Source organism: Pseudomonas sp. LBUM1664 (genome assembly GCF_059695895.1).
The window spans coordinates 2705154-2725405 of record NZ_CP166791.1 but is presented as its reverse complement, the minus strand read 5'-3'; the positions used below and the strand labels follow the sequence as shown (position 1 = coordinate 2725405).

The 20252-nt window shown below is 61.0% G+C and carries 16 protein-coding genes; 7 read left to right on the top strand and 9 right to left on the bottom strand.

Going from position 1 to position 20252, the window contains the following annotated elements:
• Positions 1-15 precede the first annotated feature (15 nt).
• Entirely contained in the window at positions 16-978 is a 963-nt protein-coding gene (locus ACA047_RS12860) for a GGDEF domain-containing protein (RefSeq protein ID WP_497359548.1), read from the bottom strand.
• A gap of 148 nt (positions 979-1126) precedes the next feature.
• Here ACA047_RS12860 and ACA047_RS12855 point away from each other — a divergent pair, with 148 nt between their 5' ends.
• Positions 1127-1951 carry a helix-turn-helix transcriptional regulator gene (locus ACA047_RS12855; protein WP_497359547.1) on the top strand — a complete coding sequence of 275 codons (825 nt, stop codon included), beginning with the start codon at positions 1127-1129 and terminating at the stop codon, positions 1949-1951.
• Positions 1952-1984: 33 nt separating this feature from the next.
• Here ACA047_RS12855 and ACA047_RS12850 read toward each other — a convergent pair whose 3' ends face one another.
• Positions 1985-2572, bottom strand: coding sequence for a LysE family translocator (locus ACA047_RS12850; RefSeq protein ID WP_497359546.1), 588 nt, complete (start codon positions 2570-2572; stop codon positions 1985-1987).
• A gap of 199 nt (positions 2573-2771) precedes the next feature.
• On the opposite strand from ACA047_RS12850, the gene ACA047_RS12845 reads away from it, so the two are divergent.
• Entirely contained in the window at positions 2772-4226 is a 1455-nt protein-coding gene (locus ACA047_RS12845) for a TrkH family potassium uptake protein (RefSeq protein WP_497359545.1), read from the top strand.
• Positions 4227-4386: 160 nt separating this feature from the next.
• Here ACA047_RS12845 and ACA047_RS12840 read toward each other — a convergent pair whose 3' ends face one another.
• Positions 4387-4812 (bottom strand): hypothetical protein, encoded by a 426-nt coding sequence (locus tag ACA047_RS12840; RefSeq protein WP_497359544.1) that lies wholly within the window; start codon positions 4810-4812, stop codon positions 4387-4389.
• A gap of 145 nt (positions 4813-4957) precedes the next feature.
• Between ACA047_RS12840 and ACA047_RS12835 the strand changes: the two genes are divergently transcribed.
• Both ACA047_RS12835 and ACA047_RS12830 read left to right on the top strand, forming a co-directional pair.
• Positions 4958-6040, top strand: coding sequence for a bifunctional transcriptional activator/DNA repair enzyme AdaA (locus tag ACA047_RS12835; RefSeq protein WP_497360333.1), 1083 nt, complete (start codon positions 4958-4960; stop codon positions 6038-6040).
• A 23-nt stretch (positions 6041-6063) separates the two neighbouring features.
• Positions 6064-6681, top strand: a complete 618-nt coding sequence (locus ACA047_RS12830) for a DNA-3-methyladenine glycosylase family protein (protein ID WP_497359543.1) — start codon at positions 6064-6066, stop codon at positions 6679-6681.
• A 54-nt stretch (positions 6682-6735) separates the two neighbouring features.
• Here the strand turns inward: ACA047_RS12830 and ACA047_RS12825 are convergent, their stop codons facing one another.
• On the bottom strand, positions 6736-7341 hold the full coding sequence (locus tag ACA047_RS12825) for a MiaE family protein (protein WP_497359542.1): 606 nt from the start codon (positions 7339-7341) through the stop codon (positions 6736-6738).
• A gap of 159 nt (positions 7342-7500) precedes the next feature.
• Here ACA047_RS12825 and uspL point away from each other — a divergent pair, with 159 nt between their 5' ends.
• The gene (gene uspL, locus ACA047_RS12820) at positions 7501-8364 is read left to right on the top strand and encodes a universal stress protein UspL (protein WP_497359541.1); all 864 of its coding nucleotides are present in this window, start codon (positions 7501-7503) and stop codon (positions 8362-8364) included.
• Between the two features lie 75 nt (positions 8365-8439).
• Here the strand turns inward: uspL and ACA047_RS12815 are convergent, their stop codons facing one another.
• Complete coding sequence (locus ACA047_RS12815; protein WP_497359540.1) at positions 8440-8910, bottom strand: DUF1289 domain-containing protein; 471 nt, start codon at positions 8908-8910, stop codon at positions 8440-8442.
• A gap of 407 nt (positions 8911-9317) precedes the next feature.
• Here ACA047_RS12815 and acnB point away from each other — a divergent pair, with 407 nt between their 5' ends.
• Complete coding sequence (gene acnB / locus ACA047_RS12810) at positions 9318-11918, top strand: bifunctional aconitate hydratase 2/2-methylisocitrate dehydratase (protein ID WP_497360331.1); 2601 nt, start codon at positions 9318-9320, stop codon at positions 11916-11918.
• 112 nt (positions 11919-12030) lie between these two features.
• Here acnB and ACA047_RS12805 read toward each other — a convergent pair whose 3' ends face one another.
• Positions 12031-13311: a serine/threonine transporter gene (locus tag ACA047_RS12805; protein ID WP_497359539.1), complete on the bottom strand. Its 1281-nt coding sequence runs from the start codon at positions 13309-13311 to the stop codon at positions 12031-12033.
• A 313-nt stretch (positions 13312-13624) separates the two neighbouring features.
• On the opposite strand from ACA047_RS12805, the gene ACA047_RS12800 reads away from it, so the two are divergent.
• Positions 13625-14578, top strand: a complete 954-nt coding sequence (locus ACA047_RS12800) for a 2-hydroxyacid dehydrogenase (protein ID WP_497359538.1) — start codon at positions 13625-13627, stop codon at positions 14576-14578.
• On the opposite strand, the gene tssA is transcribed toward ACA047_RS12800, so the two are convergent.
• From tssA to ACA047_RS12785, 3 genes are read right to left on the bottom strand one after another with little or no spacing between them, the layout of a single operon-like run.
• Entirely contained in the window at positions 14575-15663 is a 1089-nt protein-coding gene (tssA, locus tag ACA047_RS12795; protein WP_497359537.1) for a type VI secretion system protein TssA, read from the bottom strand. The two genes, ACA047_RS12800 and tssA, sit on opposite strands and share 4 nt — an antisense overlap.
• Complete coding sequence (locus ACA047_RS12790) at positions 15660-19484, bottom strand: type VI secretion system protein (protein WP_497359536.1); 3825 nt, start codon at positions 19482-19484, stop codon at positions 15660-15662. Before ACA047_RS12790 ends, tssA begins: the two co-directional genes overlap by 4 nt.
• Positions 19481-20242 carry a DotU family type IV/VI secretion system protein gene (locus ACA047_RS12785; protein WP_497359535.1) on the bottom strand — a complete coding sequence of 254 codons (762 nt, stop codon included), beginning with the start codon at positions 20240-20242 and terminating at the stop codon, positions 19481-19483. The genes ACA047_RS12790 and ACA047_RS12785 overlap by 4 nt, the downstream gene beginning before the upstream one ends.
• Positions 20243-20252: the final 10 nt, after the last annotated feature.

Genomic DNA, 20252 nt, shown 5'->3' with positions numbered 1-20252 from the left:
GTCAATGTGCCGCCGTTAGCCGCGTGGCGCCTGCTTCTGGGCGTACATGGCTGCATCCGCGTCGGCCAGCAGGCTGTCGATCGACTGATGGTGCTGCGGGTCGTATTCAATCTGGCCCACGCTGAAGCGGATGTCATAGCCACGCCGCAGCATCGCATTACGCTCATCAAGGATTTCCTTGAGTCGCGCCATGATCGCCGTGGTCTCGACATGGGAAGAGCCGGTGAGCAGCGCCACGAACTCATCACCGCCCAACCGGCCGATCACATCACTTTCGCGAAAGGCGATGCGCAGCACATCGGCGAAGGTCTTCAGCGCATTATCGCCCTCGGCATGCCCGAAGCGGTCGTTGATGGATTTGAAATCGTTGAGATCGAAGAACAGCAGTGTCGCCGGACGCAACAGGCGGTCGCAAACGTTTACTGCATGCTGAGCCAGCGCCTTGAAGCCGCGCCGATTGGACAACAGTGTCAGTTCGTCCATGCTCGCCATCTGCACGGCGATCAATTCCTGCTCGGCCATGTGGGCAAGATCGCGCAGCAGCTCGCGTTCCTCGTCATTGAGCTTGCGCGGTCGAGTATCGAGCAGGCACAACGTGCCAAGCTTGCTACCGTCGCCCAGGTCCAGGGGATACCCTGCGTAGAAACGAATGCAGGGTTCATCCGTGACCAACGGATTGTCGCGAAACCTCTCGTCCTGTTCCGCGTCGCAGATCTCCATGATCTGGTCCTGCAAAATGGCGTGCCCGCAGAAGGAAATCTCCCGCGAGGTTTCGCTGGCGTCCAGGCCAGCACTGGATTTGAACCACTGTCGGTTGGCGTCCACCAGGGAGACCAGCGCGATGGGCACATCGAACAGACGCCGGGCAAGACGGGTCAAGCGGTCAAAACGCTCCTCGGGGGCGGTGTCGAGCAGTTTGAGCGCGTGCAGATTTTTAAGGCGCATGGCTTCGTTGTCCGATTTATCTGGCGCTTGCATCGGAAACTCCATTGGCGGGACTTCCTGAAGTCTAGCCTAGGCCCACTCCCCTTCAACCGCTCAGGGAACTAAACGGCCAAATCGAACGGGCATTTGCCGGCAAGGGCTAATACACTGCGACTCAGGTTCAAGAAGAGGACGCTGACCGATGAAGCTCGCTCCCCATGACGACGCCCCACGCTTCTGGCGCGACGCGGCGTTGCCCTTCATCGAAGCCCGGGCCATCGTCGACGGGCGCAAGACCTGCTATTCGCGCCATTCCCACGACCACTTTTCCATCGGGGCGATCACCGCCGGGCGTAGCACCTACCTCCACGAACAGTCGAGTGTCCAGGTAGAAAGCGGCACCGTGGTGCTGATGAACCCCGGCGACGTTCATGCGTGCAACCCGATCGACGATCAGCCATGGTCGTATCTGATGCTGTACGTCGATACTCAGTGGTTAAGAGACTTGCAACGCCGTATCGGCTTTGACGAAACCTTGGATTTCCAGGGTTTTGCCACCACCCACAGCCGCGACGTCGAACTGTTTTGCACGCTGCAAGCGTTGTATAAGCACCTGGTGAATGAGCGGATCGACACTCACTGCAAGCACACCGCCGTCGAAGCGTTTTTCACCGATTTGCAACAGCGGCTCAACCCGGTCGGTCGCCCAGACCGGGGCAGCCATCCGGGGCTGATGCGGGCGGCCCAGTTCATCCATGACCATTGCACCGAAGCGTTGAAACTCGAAGATATCTGCGCCGCCGCGCAACTCTCGCCGTCCTACCTGACCCGAGCGTTCAAGCGCCATTACGGAATGACGCCCCATGCTTTCCTGGTCAACCGTCGGATCCAGTTCGCCCGCCGTCAATTGCGCGAAGGCAAGCTGATCGCCAATGTAGCGCTGGACAGCGGATTTGCCGACCAGGCGCATTTTCAGCGAGCCTTCAAGCAACACCTGGCGGCGACGCCCGGCCAGTATCGCGGCTGATACTGACACTCTGGCCACAACAACGGATTTGATTCAAGGCAATAGCAAATACACGGCGCTTGCCACCAGCAACAGAGCCATCGCCCGGTTGAACAGGCGCATGGTCGCCGGATTGCCCAGCCAGGTGCGCAAGAAACTGCCGGCATAAGCCCAGCAACCCACCGAGACGTAACAGATCACCAAGTAGATGGCTGCAAACTGCCACACCAACCGCGCCTCTCCGTCGGCCACGAACGCCCCCATCCCCGCCACGCAGGCCAGCCAGGCTTTGGGGTTGAGCCATTGCATCAGTGCACCGTAGACCATCGTGGGTGCCCGCCCCTCTTCTTCGCCGCCCAAATGCCCGTCGTCCATCGCCAGTTTCCAGGCCATGAACAACAGAAACGCCACGCCCCCCAGTTGCACCACCCGAGTGAGCCCCGGCCAGCGTTGCAGCACTTCGTGCAACCCCAGCCCCATCAGCACCAGCAGCAATACAAAACCCAGGGTCGCGCCGGCCACATGACGCAAGGTCGCGCGAAATCCGTACCGGGCCCCGGAACTGAGCGCCACAATGTTGACCGGCCCCGGCGTGATGGAGGCGACCAAAGCAAACGCCGCCATGGAAAAAATCAGACTCATCGCATACCTTCTTCGTGCCTGTGAAGTGGCGATCAGGGTAAATGGCTCGCGGCTGGGGGTATTGAACAAAACTGCCCAATGATGTCCGCGAATCACCACCGAGCCGGAGCGGTGCTGCTTAGGAGTTTTTACGTAAATTTTACGTTGCATCCGGCCAACGAAATTAATACTGTGCGGCTCATTTATTCAGGCGTGTTTTATGTCCCTTGCGGTAGTGCGCTTTATCGGATTCATCCTCGGTATTTTCCTGGTCACCCTGGCCGTCAGCATGGCGATCCCACTTTTCACGCTAATGCTGTATGAGCGAAGCGATGACCTGTCGGCGTTTTTATGGTCAAGTCTGATCACCTTCGTCTGTGGCATCGCGTTGGTGGCGCGCGGTCGGCCAGAACACACACAGATGCGCCCGCGAGACATGTATCTGCTGACCACCGCCAGTTGGGTCATCGTTTGCACATTTGCCGCCCTGCCGATGGTGTTTATCCAGCACATCACCTACACCGATGCGTTTTTTGAAACGATGTCCGGCATCACCACCACCGGCTCGACCATTCTGACCGGGCTGGACAGCGCGTCCCCAGGTCTTTTGATCTGGCGCTCGATGCTGCACTGGCTCGGCGGGATCGGCTTTATCGGCATGGCGGTGGCGATCCTGCCGCTGTTGCGGGTCGGCGGCATGCGGCTGTTCCAGACCGAGTCATCCGACTGGTCGGAGAAAGTCACACCGCGCTCCCACGTCGCGGCGAACTACATTCTGTGGATCTACGTAGGGCTGACCGCCCTCGCCACGCTGGCCCTGTGGCTGGCCGGCATGACACCCTTCGAAGCAATCAACCATGCGATGTCCCTGATATCTACTGGCGGCTTTTCCACCTCGGATGCGTCCCTGGGGCACTGGTCTCAACCGGCCATCCACTGGGTATCAGTAATCATCATGATGGCTGGCGCACTGCCCTTCACTTTGTATGTAGCCACATTGCGCGGCAAAAAGCGGGCGTTGTTAAAGGATCAACAAGTCAGGGGTTTCATCGGCTTCCTGGTCATCACCTGGCTTGTGGTGGGCACCTGGTTGAGCCTTAACAGCGATTACACCTGGTGGGACTCGGTGCGTATCGTGGCTGTCAACGTAACCTCGGTGGTCACCACCACTGGCGTGGCGCTGGGTGATTACACACTGTGGGGCAGCTTTGCCCTGCTGCTGTTCTTCTACCTGACGTTTGTCGGCGGCTGCTCGGGGTCGACGGCCGGCGGACTGAAAATCTTCCGTTTCCAAGTGGCGGGTGCCTTGCTGATGGGCAGCTTGAAACAACTGATCCATCCCCGGGCAGTCATCCAGAAAAAATATAACCATCGCCCCATTGACGAAGAGATCGTCCGCTCACTGCTGACGTTTTCGTTTTTCTTCACCGTCACTATCGGCGGTATCGCCCTGGGACTGGCGCTGATCGGCCTGGATTGGACGACGGCCTTGACCGGCGCGGCCACGGCCGTGTGCAACGTGGGGCCAGGACTGGGCACAATTATCGGGCCGGCCGGTAATTTCTCGACCTTGCCGGATTCGGCCAAATGGCTGCTGACCATTGGCATGTTGCTGGGGCGGCTGGAGATTCTGACTGTCCTGGTGCTGTTTACACCGGTGTTCTGGAGGTACTGAGCACTTCGTTTTTGTGCCGAGAGCTCCCCGTAGGCGCCAAGCTTTCCCACGACACAGCCGCCGCAGTGGCGCAAAAAACGTGCTCGCCTCACCGCCGGCCAACCTTGCTTCCACAAAAAAGCCGCGACGCCTGATCAGGCGTCGCGGCTTGTTCAGACCATCAACGGTCGTTCTGGGTCGAAGGGCGGGTCGTGTTGGTCTGCTCCTTGGTCTTGTGGGTACCAGGCTTGGCGGGGGAGACTGCGGACGACTTGGTCACGCCGCGGGTGCCGCGGCTATTGGCAGTGCCCGAACCTTGGCCCTTACTGGCACGATCGGTGCGCGTGGTACCGGTTTGCTTGCCGCTCACACCATGATCGCGCTTGCGCGTGGCAGTGCCGGTGTGATCGCTGCTCGGGCCAGCGCCCTGACCGCTGGAATCGCCGGGCTTGCCGTTGACCTTGCCACCTCCGTTACCACCACCATTGTCACCGTCTGCGGCATAGCTTGCGCCTATGGGCGACAGGTCGGCGGGCAACAGGGCAGAAGCGCCGAGCACCAACGCGCAGACAGCAACGGCGATAAAGGATTTTTTATGCTTGGACATGATGTCTCCAAAAGACAAATCAACGGTGAACCGTTAAGACTCAAGAGTTCAATTTTTGTTCGATCCCGTCTGGCCAACGATTGAAAAAAATTCATTGTCGATTTTTCGGTGGAGCCGTCCCAGGCGCGGTTCTATGCTCAGCCCCATGAACCTACAAGACTCGCTACTCCCGCCCCATGCCGAGATGGTCCGCGCCATGCTCGAACGAGACACCGCCTACGAGGGGGTGTTCTTCACCGCGGTCAAGACCACCGGCATTTTCTGTCGCCCCAGTTGCACGGCGCGCAAACCTAAACCGCAGAACGTGGAATTCTTTGCCCACGCGGACGAAGCCCTGTCGGCCGGCTATCGGGCCTGTCTGCGCTGCAAGCCGCTGGACGCCGCGGCCATCGCACCGGACTGGATCCAGGCCCTGCTCAAAGCCGTGGAAGCCGAACCCGACCTACGCTGGACCGACGCCCTGCTGCTGGAACAAGGCATCGAACCGCTGAAACTGCGGCGCTGGTTCAAGCAGCATTTCGGCATGACCTTTCACGCGTACCTGCGCACCCGACGCCTGGGCATCGCCCTGGGAGGGATCAAAGAAGGCACCTCCATCGACAATGCGGCTTTCGATTCAGGCTACGAGTCCCTGAGCGGGTTTCGTGACGCCTTCGTGAAGTCCTTCCACATCACGCCAGGCCGCGCCGCCCTCAGCGAACCCTTGCTGTTCACCCGCCTGACCACGCCGTTGGGGCCGATGCTGGCTATGGCCGAACGGCGCGGCCTGGTACTCCTGGAGTTCCTCGACCGCCCGGCCCTGACCCGGGAAATCGAGGAGTTACAGCAGCGCTACGGCTACACCGTCGCGCCAGGGCACAACCCTCACTTGCAGCAGATCGAAACCGAACTGGCCGACTACTTCGCCGCAAAACTCAACACGTTCAGCGTCCCGCTACACATGCCCGGCAGTGCCTTTGCCGTTCAGGTGTGGGCCGAGTTGCAAAAAATCCCTTACGGCGAAACCCGCAGCTACGGTGGCATCGCCACTGCACTTGGCAGCCCCGGCGCCAGCCGCGCCGTAGGGCTGGCCAATGGGCAGAATCGCCTGGCTATCGTCATTCCTTGCCATCGGGTGATCGGAGCAGACGGTTCATTGACCGGCTATGGTGGCGGACAGCCGCGCAAGGCGTTTCTATTGCGGCTGGAAAAAGCCGCGGTGCAGGTGTCACTGCCCCTGGCATTTTGATCAGCCCGGAGAACGAACACCCGATGCCTGTGCCCTATCACGAAGCGAGCACCTTTCTGGCAAGCCTCGACGAAGACTGGCGACGTCATGTCGAGGCGATCGGCCCCTGCCTGCTGCAACCCAAGCCAGCCCGCGATCCCTATCAAGCCCTGGTGCGGGCCATTGCCTATCAGCAACTGCACGCCAGAGCGGGTGATGCGATTCTCGGCCGGCTGCTGGCCCTGTTCCCGGCGCAAAGCTTCCCCAGGCCTGAGCAGATTCTGGCGACCGACTTTGCGCAGATGCGCGGTTGCGGATTTTCCGCCAGCAAGATCGCGACCATTCACGGCATCGCTCAAGCGGCTCTGGACGCAGTGGTGCCGGATTACGCCACGGCGCTGGCCATGGAGGATGAAGCGTTGATCGAGCGCTTGATCACCCTGCGCGGCGTCGGGCGCTGGACCGTGGAAATGCTGCTGATCTACAGCCTGGAGCGGCCAGACATTCTGCCGGCCGATGACTTTGGGGTACGCGAAGGGTATCGGCGACTGAAGGGGTTGGAACAACAACCGAGTCGCAAGCAGATGGTTGATATTGGGCTGGCGTGGAGCCCTCATCGAACGGTGGCGGCGTGGTATTTGTGGCGGGTGCCCAGCCGCTAGACCGTGTAATCGTTCATCGCGAGCCTGCTCGCGAAGGCGTCAGTACAAGCCGCCCTATACCGCGGGCACACCACTGTGAAAACGAAACTCCACATCCGGTGATTCGATCAGCTCCCGCTCGGCGTCACGCACCTTGTCGATCACCTGGGCGATGTCCTTGGCGTCGCCGTACTGGTAGGCCAGTTTCAGGTAACCCTGGAAATGCCGCGCCTCGCTTTTGAGCAAGCCGAAATAGAACTTGCCCAGTTCTTCGTCCAGATGCGGCACCAACGCCTCGAAACGCTCGCAGCTGCGGGCTTCGATGAAAGCGCCAACCACCAGGGTGTCCACCAGCTTTACCGGCTCATGGCTGCGTACCACTTTGCGCAGCCCCGAGGCGTAACGCCCGGCGGAGAGCTGGCGTAACCCGATCTTGCGTTTTTTCATCAGGCGCATGACCTGCTCGTGATGCACCAGCTCTTCCCGGGCCAGGCGGGACATCAGGTTGATCAGATCGACGTGGGAATGGTACTTGGCGATCAGGCTCAGGGCAGTGCTGGCGGCCTTGAATTCGCAGTTCTTGTGGTCGATCAGCAACGTTTCCTGATCGGCCAGCGCAGCCTGGACCCAGCCATCAGGGGTGCGGCAGCCAAGGAATTCATGAATTTCGGGAAGGATCATGGGGCTCACGGAAAAAGGTAGTCGAGCGAAGGGCGCCGATTATACCGGCCTGCCCCCAGACCACCAGACACCACTGTTGATATGCATCAAGTCGACGGCTCACCCACAGCAACTATAGTTGAGCAACGCCATGCCTTTTCATTGCTGGAGACACCGCTCATGCAAGCCATTCGCAGCATTCTGGTGGTCATCGAACCCGAACATTCGGAAAGCCTGGCGCTCAAACGCGCCAAACTGATCGCCGGTGTGACCCAGGCCCATCTGCACCTGCTGGTATGCGACAAAAAGCATGACCATGCCGGCATGCTCAGCGTGCTGAAGGCCGCACTGCTGGCGGACGGCTACAGCGTGACCACCGAACAGGCCTGGAACGAAAGCCTCTACGAAACCATCATTGAGGTGCAGCAGGCTGAAGGTTGCGGCCTGGTGATCAAGCAGCATTTCCCCGACAGTCTGCTCAAAAAAGCCCTGCTGACCCCGGCAGACTGGAAACTGCTGCGCCATTGCCCGACCCCGGTGCTGCTGGTGAAAACCGCTGGCTCCTGGAAAGACAAGGTGATTCTGGCCGCCGTCGACGTCGGCAATACTGACGGTTCACACCGCCACCTGCACACCACCATCATCGATCACGGCTATGACATTGCCAGCCTGGCCAAGGCGCACCTGCATGTGATCAGCGCCCACCCCACGCCGATGCTCTCGTCTGCCGACCCGACGTTCCAGCTCAAGGAAACCATCGAGGCCCGTTACCGCGAACAATGCCAGGCGTTTCAAGCAGAATTCGACATCGATGACCAACGCCTGCACATCGAAGAGGGCCCCGCAGATGTGCTGATCCCGTTCATGGCGCGCAAACTGCAGGCGGCGGTGACCGTGATCGGTACCGTGGCGCGTTCCGGGTTATCTGGAGCGTTGATCGGAAATACCGCCGAAGCGGTGCTCGATACGCTGGAAAGCGATGTGCTGGTGCTCAAGCCGCAGGAGGTTGAGGACCATCTGGTGGAGTTGGCGGTCAAGGGTTGAAGATCAAAAGATCGCAGCCTTCTACAACGATCGCGCCATCCCTGTAGGAGCTGCCGAAGGCTGCGATCTTTTTACTCAGCCGCCCATCGCATCCTTCAGGAACCCCGGCGCGATGTAGCGCTGATAATGGGCTTCGGACAGGAGGAAAAATTCCCGATCAATGGCGTCGCGCAGGTCCGGCAACTCCCAGTCGCGAAACTCCGGCAGCAGCACCATGCCGTAGGCTTCCAGATTGTTGATCACCCGCGCGCCCCGGGCGATCAGTTGATAGGCCCAGCAATATTCAGATTGGTGCGCTACGAAGCGGATTTTGCGCGACTCCAGCTGTTGACGCAGCAAACCAGGGTCGAAAACCTCCAGTTTGGCCACCATCACCTGCGCCAGCAGTTGCTCCAGGCGCATCCACACCGCCCGTTTTTCGTCCTCGTTGTAGCCGTTCCAGTGAATCACTTCATGGTGGAACCGCTTGCACCCACGGCACACCAGGTCACCGTAGACAGTGGAGCAAAGGCCGACGCAGGGGGTCTTGATGATCTGGTTGGGCATAGGGAAAAGCACACGCAAAAGCAGAACAGGCCGGCATGTTAGCCCTTTGTCTAAGATTGATCACCCCTCAAACTTGAGAGCCCAACTTACCTTTAATTTTTTTTTGCCGTAGAATCAGCCAGCCTTTTAAGGCGCCAATGTCCGTTAGAAGCTGTTTTCAAAGCGTCACGAGCACAGTCGTTCCTTCAGAGCGGTGTTGGCGAAGGGTCTTTCCAGCGGGGAAAGCCCAACGCCAACCCTCATCAGCTCCCCGTTCTGCAGGCGTAAAACTTTGAAAGCAGCTTCTGTGAGGAACCCCGAAAACTCTGGCGTGGTGGCTCAAAAAGCCCCCAACGCGCATGAGTACCGTGGGTTTCTGGATGAGCGTCCCGGACACCCATTTGGGACCACTGATGAGGGTAATAACTGTGCTTGAAGCCTACCGCAAACATATCGAAGAGCGTGCAGCACTGGGTATCGTTCCCCAGCCGCTTAACGCCGAACAAACCGCAGGCCTGATCGAGCTGCTGAAGAATCCTCCGGCTGGCGAAGAAGCTTTCCTCGTTGACCTGATCACCAATCGCATTCCGCCTGGAGTCGACGAAGCTGCCTACGTCAAGGCCGGCTTCCTCTCCGCCCTGGCCAAGGGCGAAGCCCAATCCCCTCTGCTGGACAAGAAGCGCGCCGTTGAACTGCTCGGCACCATGCAGGGCGGCTACAACATCGTGACCCTGGTGGATCTGCTGGACGACGCCGAATTGGCGCCTGTAGCGGCCAAAGAGCTCAAGCACACCCTCCTGATGTTCGATGCCTTCCACGACGTGGCTGAAAAAGCCAAGAACGGCAACGTTCACGCCAAGGCTGTGCTGCAATCGTGGGCCGATGGCGAGTGGTTCAAGAACCGCCCAGTGCTGGCCGACAAGATCAGCCTGCGGGTGTTCAAGGTCACCGGCGAAACCAACACCGACGACCTGTCCCCTGCCCCTGATGCCTGGTCCCGCCCGGACATCCCGCTGCACGCCCTGGCCATGCTGAAAATGGCTCGCGACGGCATCGTGCCTGATGAACAAGGCAAGACCGGCCCGATGAAGCAGATCGAAGAGATGCGTGGCCAAGGCTTCCCGATCGCCTACGTCGGTGACGTGGTCGGTACCGGTTCGTCGCGTAAATCGGCCACCAACTCGGTGCTGTGGTTCTTCGGCGACGACGTTCCTTACGTCCCGAACAAGCGCGCCGGTGGTTTCTGCTTCGGCAGCAAGATCGCACCGATTTTCTACAACACCATGGAAGACGCCGGCGCCCTGCCGATCGAATTCGATGTGTCCAACATGCACATGGGCGACGTGATCGACCTGTACCCGCATGCTGGCAAAGTCTGCAAGCACGGTACTGATGAAGTCCTGACCACCTTCGAAATGAAGACCCCGGTCCTGTTGGACGAAGTACGTGCCGGCGGCCGTATCCCGCTGATCATCGGCCGTGGCCTGACCGAGAAGGCTCGCGCCGAACTGGGTCTGCCAGCGTTCGACCTGTTCAAAAAACCCGATGCCCCGATTGAAAGCACCAAGGGTTTCACCCTGGCGCAGAAAATGGTCGGCAAGGCATGCGGCGTAGCCGGTGTGCGTCCAGGCACCTACTGCGAACCGAAGATGACCACCGTCGGCTCCCAGGACACCACTGGCCCGATGACCCGTGACGAACTGAAAGACCTGGCGTGCCTGGGCTTCTCGGCCGATCTGGTGATGCAATCGTTCTGCCACACCGCGGCTTATCCAAAGCCGATCGACGTGACCACCCACCACACCCTGCCTGATTTCATCATGACCCGTGGCGGCGTATCCCTGCGTCCAGGCGACGGCATCATCCACAGCTGGCTGAACCGCATGCTGCTGCCGGACACCGTCGGCACCGGTGGTGACTCCCACACCCGTTTCCCGATGGGCATTTCGTTCCCGGCCGGCTCCGGCCTGGTCGCCTTCGCCGCTGCCACCGGCGTTATGCCGCTGGACATGCCGGAATCGATCCTGGTGCGCTTCAAAGGCAAGATGCAACCGGGCGTCACCCTGCGTGACCTGGTTCATGCCATTCCTTACTTCGCGATTCAGGCTGGCCTGCTGACCGTCGAGAAGAAAGGCAAGAAGAACGCCTTCTCCGGCCGAATTCTGGAAATCGAAGGCCTGGACAACCTGAGCATCGAACAGGCTTTCGAGCTGTCCGACGCCTCTGCCGAACGTTCGGCCGCCGGTTGCACCATCAAGCTGTCGAAAGAGTCGATTACCGAATACCTGCAATCGAACATCACCCTGCTGCGCTGGATGATCGGTGAAGGCTACGGCGATGTGCGTACCCTGGAACGTCGCGCTCAAGCGATGGAAGCCTGGATCGCCAACCCTGAGTTGATGGTCGCCGATGCTGACGCCGAATACGCTGAAGTCATCGAAATCGACCTGGCCGACATCAAGGAGCCGGTGCTCTGCGCGCCGAACGACCCGGACGACGCCCGTCTGTTGTCCAGTGTTGCTGGCGAGAAGATCGACGAAGTGTTCATCGGTTCGTGCATGACCAACATCGGTCACTTCCGCGCTGCCGGTAAGCTGCTGGATCAGGTCAAGGGTCAGCTGCCAACCCGTCTGTGGCTGTCGCCGCCGACCAAAATGGACGCTCACCAGCTGACCGAAGAAGGCTACTACGGCATCTACGGCAAGGCCGGCGCACGCATGGAAATGCCTGGCTGCTCGCTGTGCATGGGTAACCAGGCACGTGTAGAACCGAACGCCACCGTGGTGTCGACTTCGACCCGTAACTTCCCGAACCGTCTAGGCGACGGCGCGAACGTCTACCTGGCTTCGGCCGAGCTGGCGTCCGTGGCTTCGATCCTGGGTCGCCTGCCGACCGTCGAGGAATACATGGAATACGCCGGCAAAATCGACAGCATGGCAGCGGACGTGTACCGCTACCTGAGCTTCGACCAGATCGCCGAGTTCCGTGAAGCGGCTGCAAACGCCAACATCCCGGTCGTTCAAGCCTAAGGCTTTAACGCTCGACTAAAAACGCCGCCCCTCTTGCGAGGGGCGGCGTTTTTTTATGCCTGACATTTCGATGCAAACCGAACTACCGCTATCGCGCTCCCACAGGATCCGATCAGGCCATGAGGGAATAGACCAGCGCGGTAATCGCCACCAACCCCACCAATACCACAAACACATTCGACGCCTGGCCGCGGTAGCGGGCCATGGCCGGGACTTTGCGGATGGCGTACATCGGCATCAGGAACAGGATCGCCGCGATGACCGGGCCGCCCAGGGTTTCGATCATGCCCAGGATGCTCGGGTTGAGCGTGGCGACGATCCAGCACACCACCAACATGAACGCCGCAGTCACGCGGTCCAGGGTCTTGGGCGCCGGACGGCGGCCGCTCTTGGCGATCAGGCCCTTGAGGCCTTCGCTCGCGCCGATGTAATGCCCCAGGAAGGACTTGGAGATTGCCACGAACGCAATCAACGGCGCCGCAAAGGCGATGGTCGGGTTGCTGAAGTGGTTGGCCAGGTACGACAGGATCGACAGATTCTGCGCCTTGGCTTCGGCCAGTTGCGCCGGGGACAAGGTCAACACGCAACTGAACACAAAGAACAGCACCATCACCACCATCAACACATGGGCGCGCGACAGGATCTGCGAGCTACGCTCCTCGGCGTTGGTGCCGTAGCGACGCTTCTGATCCACCGCAAACGCCGAGATGATCGGCGAGTGGTTGAACGAGAACACCATCACTGGAATCGCCAGCCACAGGGTATGCAACAGCGCCGAAGGCTCAGGCGGCGTGGACGCCGTGGTCAGGATGCCACCGCTCCAGTGCGGGACCAGAAACACCGCCAGGAACAGCAGCGCAACGATAAACGGATAGACCATCAGGCTCATGGCCTTGACGATTGCCTGCTCGCCGCAACGCACCACCGCCAGCAGGCCCAGGATCAGCACCAGGGACAACACGGCCCGAGGCGGCGGCTGAATATGCAGTTGATGCTCCAGGAAGCTGCCCACCGTATTGGTCAGCGCCACGCTGTAGATCAGCAGGATCGGGAAAATCGCAAAAAAGTACAGCAAGGTGATCAGCGCGCCGGCCTTGATGCCGAAATGCTCCTCCACCACCTCGGTGATGTCCGCGCCGTCGCGACCGGACAACACGAAGCGGGTCAGCCCCCGGTGTGCGTAGAACGTCATGGGGAACGCCAGCAACGCCAGGACCAGCAGCGGCCAGAAACCGCCCAGGCCAGCATTGATCGGTAAAAACAGAGTGCCTGCACCGATGGCGGTGCCAAACAGGCCCAGCATCCAGGTGGTGTCCTGACGACTCCATTGGCTGAGGGTGGCTGGGACTATCGTTTCAAAGCGCTCTTCGACGCTATTGGCCTGATCATTCATCCGGTCGGATCTCCGCATTCCGGTCACGTGCACCCGGCCGGGACGAGTCGGAAAAACCCGACAGGCAGCGCCCTGGCCGAAACAGGGTCGCGATTGTCCGGGATTAATGAGCAGAAGCAAAGGCTTAGATGAGGAGTGGTTATGCGGATCAGATCATTCCCAGAGAAACGATGTCCTGTCGGCGCTGGCCAAGCCTGCGATCTTCCTGCGCCAGCTCCTAAATTCAACTTCAGCCCTTGAAGATTGCCAAAGCGCTCGCAAGCCAGCACTCTTGAGCTGTCCACGCGATTCAAGACGCCCACAGGAGCACAGCATGAGCGTAACCGTTCTGGTACTGGTTGAAACCGTCAACGAATACCTGCCGATTCTTGAGCGTCAGGGCTACCACCTGGAGCTGGCGCCAACGCCTGCCGAGCGCAAGGCGGCGATTTTCGAACAGGGCGAACGGTTCAGTGCGGTCTTGACCCGCGGCCCCCTGGGTTTGACGGCCGAAGAAATCGCCGCCCTGCCCAACCTGCAAATCATCTGCGTGATCGGCGCCGGTTACGAGCAGGTGGACCTGCAGGCCGCATGCAACCGCGGCATCGTGGTGACCAACGGCGCCGGGGTCAATGCCTCGTCGGTGGCCGACCATGCCATGGCGCTGTTGCTGGCACTGGTGCGCGACATTCCTCGGGCCGATGCCAGTGTGCGCCAGGGTCAATGGACAAAAGTCATGCGCCCTTCCCTGGCCGGCAAGCGTTTGGGCGTGTTGGGCCTTGGCGCGGTGGGGATGGCAATTGCCAAACGCGCCGCCCTCGGCTTCGACATGAGCGTCAGCTACCATAATCGCCGGGTGCGCAGCGACGTGCCCTACACCTTCTGTGCCACGCCGACGGAACTGGCCCGAGCCTCGGACTTCCTGATCGTCGCCACGCCCGGTGGCCTGGATACCCGGCAGTTGATCAACAAACAGACCCTCGATGCCCTGGGGCCCGACGGTTTTCTGGTGAACATTGCCCGGGGCAGCGTCGTCGCCACCGCCGACTTGATCAACGCGCTGGAACAACGGCGAATCGCCGGGGCGGCCCTGGATGTGTTCGAGCACGAGCCTGACGTGCCAGACACGTTGAAAACTCTGCCCAACGTAGTCCTGACGCCCCATGTGGCGGGTTTGTCGCCGGAAGCGACCCGCGACACGGTGGAGATGGTGGGCCAGAACCTGACCGCGTTCTTTTCCGGTAAACCGGTGCTGACGCCAGTGCCGTTACCCGAAGCGCAGCCTTAAAGAACCCCCAGCAGGGTCCACAGGCGCCGGGATTCGGCGTCGGCACTGATCAGCTCACCCAGCAGCTCGCTCAACGGCTTGTTGCCCCACTCCACCCCCCGCCGTATCAGATAGGGCACCGGACTGTGGGGCTCGGTACGTGCCAGGTACCCGGCAATGACCAGTAACTGCCGATAGGCTTCTTCGCGACTGACCGGCTCCTGAAAGGCCTGGGCCGGTGCGGCGCCCGCCTGTGCCTGGTCCGCCTGCGGGGCAACGGCGGGTGAAGTGTGCGCCGGCACGGCAGTGGGTTGCTGTGGGTGCATCGCGATGAACTCCTCTACCAGTGCCAGCAAGGCCTGCATCACGTCCTGCAGGGATTTGTAGCCCGGGGCCAGATTGCCAAGGTAAGCGTCGCTCCAGGCTTCGAGCCGTTGCAAGTGCTGCAGGCTCGACATCAGGCTGGCCTGGCGATGCAACCAGAACGACAAGGGTGTGGTGCGAATCAGTTCGGTGAGTTTCTTTTGCTCGTTGCGCGCGGCTTCCGCCGATGCCTTGGCGTTTTTGCTGTCATTGACCAACACTTGCTGACGCTGCAGACGTTGCCAGTCGTCCAGGCAAAAACTGTCAAAGGGCTTGTCGCGACTCTCGAACAACGGCACCCGTGTCAGCAACACTTCGCTGTAGCGGCGAGCCAGCCACTCCAGCGGGATCACCCGCCACGACTGGTCACCCTCATCGGCCTGGGGGTGCAACTGCTCGGGGTAGCGTTCACACAGATCCACCACCAGCGCCAGACTGCGCGGCAACCCTTCCAGCCCCGACAAGTGCAACCAGGCCTCCCCCAGCCAGGCGCTGATCATCAAATCCTTAGTGCGCTCAAGCAACAGCGTGCTAGCGAGTTTTTCCAGCTCCGCCCATTGGGCGCGCTTGATCGAGGACTGCCACACGCCCGTGGGCAGGCTGGTGTCGTCCTCCCGGCGCAACTCGCGCAACTGGTCGTATTCCGGCTCGTAGCGCAGGTCCGGGCCGCAGGGCAATTCGGCGCTGATCGGCTCGAGCAACAGGGAGACCCGTTCGGGCAAAAGGGATATCGGCAAGCTCACAGGCCCTCCTCACGGGTCGCGATGGCGGGGCTCGATGAGGTCGCCATGAAAGGTGAACGTGGCGCCCGGGTCGGCAGCGGCGCAATTGATAGCGGCAGCTTCGAGCCCTGGCTCATCAACGACAGGCGCAAAAACATCAAGGTTTGCTGCGCCGTGCTGGGCTGGGTCTGGGCCGTTACCGGCAGTTGCAGGGTCAGCGGAAAGTCGGTGTAGTCGACGTTCGGCTGGCGCTGGGCCGACCCCAGCGAGCGCATCAGACGCAGCAACGACCAAGGCCCTTGGTATTCCCAACCGGCTTCCAGCTCGCGCACCACCAGGTTGGGCTGCAACGGATCGTTGGCCGGGCGCTGATAACCGTTGCGCGCCCAGCGCAAGGTCAGGCGCACGGGCTGCCCGACCATCCAGCGCAGGTTCTGCTGGGCATCGCCGGGGTAGCTGATTTGCTGGTTGCCGGCATTCAGGCCCCAGGCGATCACCTGGTCGGCGCCGCGCTCTTCATCGCGGTCGGTGCGCCAGCGCACGTCCATTTCCACACCGAGAATGCCGCTCTTGTCCCGCACGAACAGCGGCCCCAGCCAGGTACCGGCCTGTTTCAAACGGTTGAGAAAATCTTCGGCGGCCAACCGATCCGGTGTCTGGCTCAACGTCAGCCCGGCCTGGGCCAGGGGCAAGCGTGTGTCGATCAACTCCAGCAGATGCTGCACCCGCGCCGGGTCGGCATCGCTGGCCCGGACATCCTGGGAAAACGGAAAGCGCCCGGCCAGGTATTGATTGAAATAGTTGGCCAAGTCATTCCAGGCAGTCGCCGCCTGGTTCTGTTGCAGGTACAGGCAACGTTGCAGGGCACTCTGCTGCAGGGTGACAGTCCGCAGGGCCAGGCCACCGCGCCCACCGGACAGGCTGGAGGTTTGCAGGATCTGTGCGCAGGACGTGGTGTCCATCTCGATGAAGTCCCGGCTCACCAATTGCTCCAGTTGAGCGGCCGGACTGGCTGGGTTCTGGTTCTTGTACTTGAGCAACTCATCGTTGAGCGCCATGAATCGCGCCACCTGATCGTGCTCCAGGGCCGACAGGTTGTCCTGTTGGACGATCAGCCATTCCAGTGCCGGCATACGCTGCTCGGCGATCTGCAGCATGGCGCCGAATTGCTGGTTCAGGCTCAGCTTCAGATCTTGTGGGTCGGTTGCGCCAAACAACTGCAAACCGAAGTTCTTCGAGCCATTCCAGCGCTGGACATCGGCCCGTTGGCTGAACAATGGCTGGGCATCGATTTCGTTCAGGCCACTCTTGATTTCCGCCAACGCACGGCGATTGAGCAGGCGCTGGAAACGCGTCGCCAGGTCGGCACGGTGCAGGTCCATGAAGGCTTTTTGCAGCGCAACGGCCTGGGACGTTTGCACGTTGAAGCCCATGCCGGGTAGCTGCTCGTCGCTTTCATTCAGGCTCAGCCACATGGCCCGCGCCGCGGCACCTTCAGCAGCCTGCATCAGCGCGTCACGGTAATCCGGCGGAATGCGCGGCAGTTCTTCATTGGCATAGCTCTTGTAGCTGGCGAAGTAGTTCAGGGCGGTGCTGAAATCGTCGCTACCGTCGCCCTGGCCCATCGAATCGGCGTTGCCGTCCGACGGATCCTTCTGCATGGCCAGCGCCACGAAATCCCGTTTGAACAAGGCTTGCACCGCGCCGTCCAGCGCCGTGACATGGTCTTGCAGCACCAGCAAGCCACTGCCCTGCTGGACCAGCAGATTGTCCCGCGAACCGGTCTGGACGATCCACTGGTCCCGAAAGCTCTGTTGCAGCTTCGCCGCCTGACTTTCCAGATCTTGCTCGATATCCGGCCCAAGCAGCGTGCTGTGGCTGACCTTGTCCATCATTTGGGTATAACCGGGCACCAGGTCTTGCCCCTTGCCTCGCCCCCAGGCCGAATTGGTCAGGCTGACCAGCGTCTGCAAATCGTCGATCAGCGCCATCAGGTCTTCGAGGTCGCTCAAGGAATTGCCGCTGCCCGCCTCCAGCCGTTGCAGGTGCAGCTTGAGATAACCGGCCTGGCGCACGAAGTTGTCCGCCAAAAAATAATGATCGAGCCAACGCTGCATCAGGCCCGTGAAGTTATCGGAAACCACCGGGCGCGCGGCGTTCAGGTCCAGCCCTTTCAAATCGGTATTTTGGGAATCGAACAGCACCCGGTTGTAGAACCCTGCCCGGCTCAAGGTGCCGGTATTGAGGCTCAGCGACAAGGCGGCGTTACTCAGCTGCACCAGCTCATCCAGCGGTGCCTTGGGGTTGTTCACCGCCTGGCTGAACATCTGGTTGTGCTGTTCGAGGCGCACCGCAAGCTCCACCAGTTCCTTGGCCTTCACGTAGCTCTGCCATTGCGCCGGGTCTTCGCTTTGCACATTGCCCCGCCGCTCGGTGTTGCGGATGGCCTTGAGCTGTTCCAGGTCCGACGCCAGCAGGTCACGCAAGGGCAATACCCAGTGGTGCCGGGCGGTCAGGCGTAACCCGCTTTGCAATTGGGTGTCCACGGAAGAGAACCATGACGTGGGAAAAACCACCGAGACGAAGCGCCAGCGCGGGGCTTTCTCCAGCATGTTCCAGTAGTTCTGCACGTTGTGCCGGGTCGGCTCCAACTGCGGCTCGTCGGGGTCGACCACAAGGTGGTTCTTATGGGCGCTGAGGATCAACCGCGACAGCTCCTCGGCCTGCTCCACCGAATCGTGCCAGACCCACAGCATGCTCCCCAGCCAGATCAGGCCAACCACCAACGCCACCCCTCCGGCCATCCGATGCCAGCGCTGGCGCAAGCGCAACAGACGCGGTACCGCCTGGGCCAGGCCTCGCTCGGCCACCAGCCGCCGTGACCACAGTTGCCGGGCAAAAACCGTTTGCCGCAGTGCGTTGTCGGTGGCTGAAAACCCGTCCCCGGAGACCGCCGGCGCCTGGCTGGCAGTGAAATACACGCCGCGAAAATGCGGTGCCTCACCCTGGGCGTTGCCCTGGAAAACCGGTTCCAGGAGGATCTGCAAGGCCCGCCGCAACCCTTCGAAACGCTCGGGCAAACCGTACAGATCGGTGCTCAATTGCCCCGACAACGCACCGATCTCGATGATCGATTGCGACAGTGCGGCGTTGACCTGATCCAGCGCCTGGTCACTCCACTGCGACTGCCACGCCGCATCGGGCAGGTAAGGCGACGACCAGCCCAACGTCGATTCCCGGGCCTCGGCGGGCAATGCGCTGACCAGTTCCTGGAACCCGGGCAGTTCCTCCATCCCGGTGATCACCACGTACACCGGCAGGCTGAGACCGAACCGTTGCAGAAGGTCGATAAAACACCGCCGAACCTTGAGGCTCAACTCGGTGGTGTGTTCAATGTCATCGAGTTTACTGAACGGGACAGTCCAGATCACCGCGTCCAGCGGTCGTCTGCTGCGCAGCCGCAGGATCAGCCCCAACAAGCGCCACCAGTTGCCCCGCTGCAGGTTCATGCCTTCATCGGGCAGAAACAACGCCTGGGGCACCACCAACACCGCGCCTTCGGCGTCCGACCACCAGCGACCAAACCACGCCGCCTTGTCCGTCGGTTGCAAACGCCACTGGGTGCACAACTGGGCGCCGTCGGTTTCGTTGCCGAGCATCAACATCCAGGGCATCTGATAGCGGTCCCGGATGCCTTGCTCCTGTTCCATGTGGTGCACCGCCCCATAGAAACTGCGGATGGCCGCACCGCCTTGGGTGCGCAGCCACCAGATCACGGCCGCGACCAACAACACCAGGACGATGGCGAGCAACACCAGGGCGACGATGCTCAACGTGCTCATGACTCCTGCTCCGCAACCACCGACTCGTTCAGTTGCAGCACCGGTTCGAGCTCCAAACGGATGTCACGCCAGAACACCTGCCCCAACCCGGTCAGCAGCAACACCATCGCCAGGATCGCCAGCCCCAGGCGAAAACCATCCGGCAGCGACTGCTGCACCGGCATACGTACCGGCGTTGCCGCCGAAGACATCGCCAGGCGCTGGCTGACGTCGACATAATCGGGGTCGTGCTGCCAGGCAAAAGTGAACAGCGCCAGGCGCCATTTTTCATGCTGGATCTGACCGGGCTCGCCACGCAATCGGCCCTGGAACCCGAGGATCAGGCATTGTAGGTAGACATTCGCCAAGTCGCGGGTGCCGGGCATCTGCTCATCCAGCAGTTTCTTGATGGCCGAGGGCAGCCGCTCGCCCGCCTGACGGCTGGAATACATACGTGCTTCCAGCGGGTGCTGCTGCCAGGCAAGTTGCCCCGGCCACGCAGTGAACAGCAAGGTTTCGTCCACCAGCGCCACAAAGGCGTAGACCAGCGCCTTGACCTGCTCGGTGGCGGCATCGCCGACGGTGGCGAAGGCCACCCGCCACAAGCGCTGGGCGCTGCGCCCGGAAAACTCCACCACACGGGTGACCAACGCCGCAGGGTCGCTGTCCTTAGGCAAGTCCTGCCACTCCTGGGACCATTTCAGCCAGGCCTGACGAAAAGCGCTGCTCAGCGGCGCCTCATGCAGACCCCGAACCGCCCCGCCACTTCCCTCAGGCATACGACTCCCC

Bases quoted from the DNA above. Each gene is read 5' to 3' on its own strand.
- ACA047_RS12855 (WP_497359547.1), top strand. From the start codon at position 1,127: ATGAAGCTCGCTCCCCATGACGACGCCCCACGCTTCTGGCGCGACGCG.
- ACA047_RS12830 (WP_497359543.1), top strand. From the start codon at position 6,064: ATGCCTGTGCCCTATCACGAAGCGAGCACCTTTCTGGCAAGCCTCGAC.
- ACA047_RS12790 (WP_497359536.1), bottom strand. From the start codon at position 19,484: ATGAGCACGTTGAGCATCGTCGCCCTGGTGTTGCTCGCCATCGTCCTG.
- uspL (WP_497359541.1), top strand. From the start codon at position 7,501: ATGCAAGCCATTCGCAGCATTCTGGTGGTCATCGAACCCGAACATTCG.
- ACA047_RS12850 (WP_497359546.1), bottom strand. From the start codon at position 2,572: ATGAGTCTGATTTTTTCCATGGCGGCGTTTGCTTTGGTCGCCTCCATC.
- ACA047_RS12860 (WP_497359548.1), bottom strand. From the start codon at position 978: ATGCAAGCGCCAGATAAATCGGACAACGAAGCCATGCGCCTTAAAAAT.
- ACA047_RS12805 (WP_497359539.1), bottom strand. From the start codon at position 13,311: ATGAATGATCAGGCCAATAGCGTCGAAGAGCGCTTTGAAACGATAGTC.
- ACA047_RS12815 (WP_497359540.1), bottom strand. From the start codon at position 8,910: ATGCCCAACCAGATCATCAAGACCCCCTGCGTCGGCCTTTGCTCCACT.
- ACA047_RS12845 (WP_497359545.1), top strand. From the start codon at position 2,772: ATGTCCCTTGCGGTAGTGCGCTTTATCGGATTCATCCTCGGTATTTTC.
- ACA047_RS12840 (WP_497359544.1), bottom strand. From the start codon at position 4,812: ATGTCCAAGCATAAAAAATCCTTTATCGCCGTTGCTGTCTGCGCGTTG.
- ACA047_RS12825 (WP_497359542.1), bottom strand. From the start codon at position 7,341: ATGATCCTTCCCGAAATTCATGAATTCCTTGGCTGCCGCACCCCTGAT.
- ACA047_RS12800 (WP_497359538.1), top strand. From the start codon at position 13,625: ATGAGCGTAACCGTTCTGGTACTGGTTGAAACCGTCAACGAATACCTG.
- ACA047_RS12785 (WP_497359535.1), bottom strand. From the start codon at position 20,242: ATGCCTGAGGGAAGTGGCGGGGCGGTTCGGGGTCTGCATGAGGCGCCG.
- ACA047_RS12835 (WP_497360333.1), top strand. From the start codon at position 4,958: ATGAACCTACAAGACTCGCTACTCCCGCCCCATGCCGAGATGGTCCGC.